General features: G+C 75.2%; 2 protein-coding genes and 2 pseudogenes. All 4 read right to left on the bottom strand.

Translation table 11 applies throughout. From position 1 onward, the window contains the following. A pseudogene (locus DQW06_RS13770) lies at positions 1-566 on the bottom strand (oligosaccharide flippase family protein); the annotation flags it as partial. Then, positions 536-1417: a sulfotransferase domain-containing protein gene (locus DQW06_RS13765; RefSeq protein WP_013154974.1), complete on the bottom strand. Its 882-nt coding sequence runs from the start codon at positions 1415-1417 to the stop codon at positions 536-538. The gene DQW06_RS13765 and the pseudogene DQW06_RS13770, both read right to left, overlap by 31 nt. 143 nt (positions 1418-1560) lie before the next feature. Beyond that, complete coding sequence (locus DQW06_RS13760) at positions 1561-2784, bottom strand: phosphotransferase (RefSeq protein WP_013154973.1); 1224 nt, start codon at positions 2782-2784, stop codon at positions 1561-1563. Continuing rightward, positions 2781-3463: pseudogene (locus DQW06_RS13755) on the bottom strand (ligase); the annotation flags it as partial. The gene DQW06_RS13760 and the pseudogene DQW06_RS13755, both read right to left, overlap by 4 nt.

Below are 3463 nucleotides of genomic sequence, written 5' to 3'. Positions count from 1 at the left end.
ACCCCCGTCACCAGGGCCAGCTGGGCCAGCGGGCGGCCCACCTTGTCCACCAGCACGGTCCCGGCCATGTCGTGGTGGGCCCGCGTCGCGGCCAGGGCCGTGTCCGCCAGCACCGCGAACGGCAGGAACACCGCCAGCAGCCGCAGGTAGACCTCCGCCTCGCCGCCGCCCAGGCCCCGCGCCACCGGACCGGCGCACACCACCAGCAGCACCGCCAGCGCGCACGCCGCCAGCACGGCCGGGGCCGCGGCCGTCCGCAGCAGCCGGGGCACGCCCCCGGGTTCGCCGAACACGCGCATCCGGGCGATGAAGTACACCAACCCGTCCGACGCGCCCAGGTTGGCCACCACCGCGGCGATCAGGAACACCGACGTCGCCGAGAACAGCAGCCCCGCCGTCTCCTGGGAGAACGCCCGAGTGATCGTCACGATCACGGCGAGGTTCAGCGCGGCGCCGACCACGGCCCCCGCCATGTTGACCGCCCCGCCGCGCAGCACGCGGCGCAGTCCCGCCCGCTCCCGCTCCGCCGCGGCGGTCACGCGCGCCACGAGGGGACGCGCCCCCACCAGTCCGCCAGCCGCGCGTCGCTGTCGGCGAACCGCGCCGCCAGTTCCGCTCGCAGCCCCTCGGGCATGCTCGTCCGGGCGCGCGCGTTGTGCCTGCCCGGGGCGTCGCCCGGCCCGGGCGGCAGCCCCAGGAACCGCTCCACCTCACCCAGCGCCCTCGCCGTGCCGTCGAACAGGTCGGCGTGGTCCACCACGTGCATCCGGTCCCGCCCCAGGTGCTTCTCCATCCGCTCCAGCTGATCCGCGTAGCGGCCGCGCGCCACATAGCCGTGGTGCTGGTGGGAGTACGACCGGTACCCGGGGTCGGCCAGCATCCGCTCCTCCTCACCGGCCAGCCGCTCCGGCTCCAGTTCCAGCGCCCGCTCGAACGGTTCGGTCTCGAACCCGCGCGCGGTCTCGTGCGCGTGCGCCGAGTAGGCCCGCTCCACCGGGTCGCGCAGGATGACCACCACCCGCGCGTCCGGCAGGTCGCGGGCGATCCGCTCGGCGGCCAGCGGGTGGAACAGGTAGTACGGGCTGGACTCGACCACCCTCACCCGGGGACGCCCCCGCCGGGCCCGCAGCCCCGCGCGCGGGGGGAAGTACGCCCGGTACCGGTCCGGGCCGCCGCGGTAGCCGGTGTCGAAGTAGTGCACCCCCTTGCGCAGGGTGGGCCCGGTGACGCACGGGTGCAGGCACAGCGTCCTGAACAGCGACGTCGTGCCCGAGCGCTGCGCCCCGCAGATGAGGAAGTCGGGCAGCGCGCGGGCCGCCGCGGTGAGCGTGCCCAGACCGTCGGCGAGGGGCAGGAGCGCCTTCCGGGCCGGGACGGCCATGCGGTGGAACAGGACGGGAACGGTGCTCCGGGGCATCACGTGCTCCTTCTGTCGCAGTTTCGGTCACCCCCGGCCGCCATCCTCGGCGCCGGGGCTCGGCGGGTCGTGTCGATCGATCGGGTGGCCTGGTTCGACGAACCGCCCGGACCCGAGAGGACCGCTCAGGCCCGGCCGGACGTTCAGGTCCGGTGGGCGGCCTCGTGGGCCGCCCTCTCCTGGAGCCCCTCCAGCGCGGGCAGCAGCCAGTCGTCCACGGCCGCCAGGTGGCCGCCGCTCTCGTCCTGCCGGTCGTGCAGGTACCGGGTGGCCAGGTCGATCAGGTACAGCGCCATCACCGTGGACACCGTGTGGGAGCGCACCCCGGTCTCGGACATCAGCGGGTCGCGCAGCAGCCGCGACCCGCTCTCCAGCCACCGGTGCACCCCCGGGTGGACCCCGGCCTGCACGCACTCGTTGAGGTCGTAGTGCAGGGCGTCGAAGCCCGCGGGGGCGTCCATGGCGAGGCGCTCCCAGTCCCACACGAACGCGCGCCGCGCGGTGCTGGCGATGTTCCACCTGGTCAGGTCGCCGTGCCAGGCTCCGAACGGCACGTACACGTCGGGCAGACGGCGCAGCGCCGCGCGCAGGGGCGCCACCTCGGGGCGCGTGCCCAGCGTCACGATCCGCTCCTCCAGCGACCTGCGGTAGGGGCTGTCGGACAGCCTCCGGCTCCGCACCCTGGACAGCCCGACGATCTGCGTCACGCACCTCAGCAGCTGGCGCCGCGTGGGCCGGTCGGTCTGGACGCCGACCGGCAGCGCCTCCTGCACCAGCAGCGGGTGGCCGTTCCACTCGCCCTCGTGCAGCAGCCGGGGGACGGTCACGTCCGGCAGGCGGGCCTCGGCCAGCTGGCGCAGGGCGCGCGTCTCGGCGCGCACCAGGCGCGAGGTCAGGTCGTTGACGGCCACCTTGGCGTAACCGATCGTGCGTCCGCCGGGGGTGAGTAGCAGGAGCACGGGCTTGCGGTTGGCCCGGGGCGGGCCCACGTGGATGGCGACGGCCAGGTCGCGGTCCAGCGCCGTCGTGAGCGCGTGCTCGATGCCCGGACCGGCCCCCACGTACAGCCGGTCGCGCAGCAGGAGCGGGGCCAGCCCGGTGGCGAACGCCCCGGTCAGCAGCAGCGTGCGCGCCCTCTCCCGGAACGAGTGCCCCTGGGCGAAGGACGTGATGCCCCGGGTGGCAGCCGACCGGTCGTGGGCGGGCAGGATCACCCGGGGGTTCTGCGCGTTGGGGACCGGAAGGTACTGGGTGCCCCGGTCGCGGTGCGCCAGCCGCCGCATACCGCGGTCGCCGGGGCCGAGCAGCCCGCCGCACGGCCACAGCACCGCGGCGAGGTCGGTCAGGTAGGTCGTCTCGCTGTTCACCAAGGACCCCCGCGGGTGCGCGCGGTCCGCCGCCGGAGCACCGGTTCCTCGCCACGCCACAGCAGGGCGACGGCGACCATGGTGACGGCCAGCGGGGACATCAGCGCGACGTAGAAGAACATGTACCAGAACAGCAGCAGCACGGTCAGCAGCGCGCCCCGCCCCTCCAGCGTGGCCGCGCGGCGGTAGCGCCACACGACGTGCGCGAAGAAGGCGAGCATGAGGCCGGTGCCCACCCAGCCCCCGGCGATCAGCGTCATCCACAGCTGTCCCGCATTGCCGATGACGTGCTGTCCGCAGCCGGGACACTCGGAGGTGGGGCCGATCGCGATCGACTCCGAGCTGCCCAGACTCTCGCGGGTGGTGCCCCACCCCATGACCGGGGACAGGTGGGCGGCCTCCACGGACGCCGCGTTGGTGGCGGCCCGGCCGTCGTCGCTGTGCGGGTTGTCGATCCTGGTCCACACCACGTCGGCGAGCGGTGAGGCGGCCAGCGCCAGCAGCACCGCCAGGCCCGCGACGGCGCAGGCGCCCACCAGGACCACCCGGCCGCGGCGCAGAGCCACCAGGGCCGCGAAGGCCGCGGACAGGGCCAGCCCCGCCCACAGGGCCCGGTTGAGCGAGTACACGGCGGGGACCACGGCCAGCGCGGCGGCGGCCAGCCCGCCCCAGCGCACCC

Origin of the sequence: Nocardiopsis sp. TNDT3 (assembly GCF_003427465.1) — a bacterium.
GTDB lineage: Bacteria > Actinomycetota > Actinomycetes > Streptosporangiales > Streptosporangiaceae > Nocardiopsis > Nocardiopsis dassonvillei.
The sequence above is the reverse complement of the archived record's forward strand: the minus strand, read 5'-3'. Positions and strand labels throughout refer to the sequence as shown.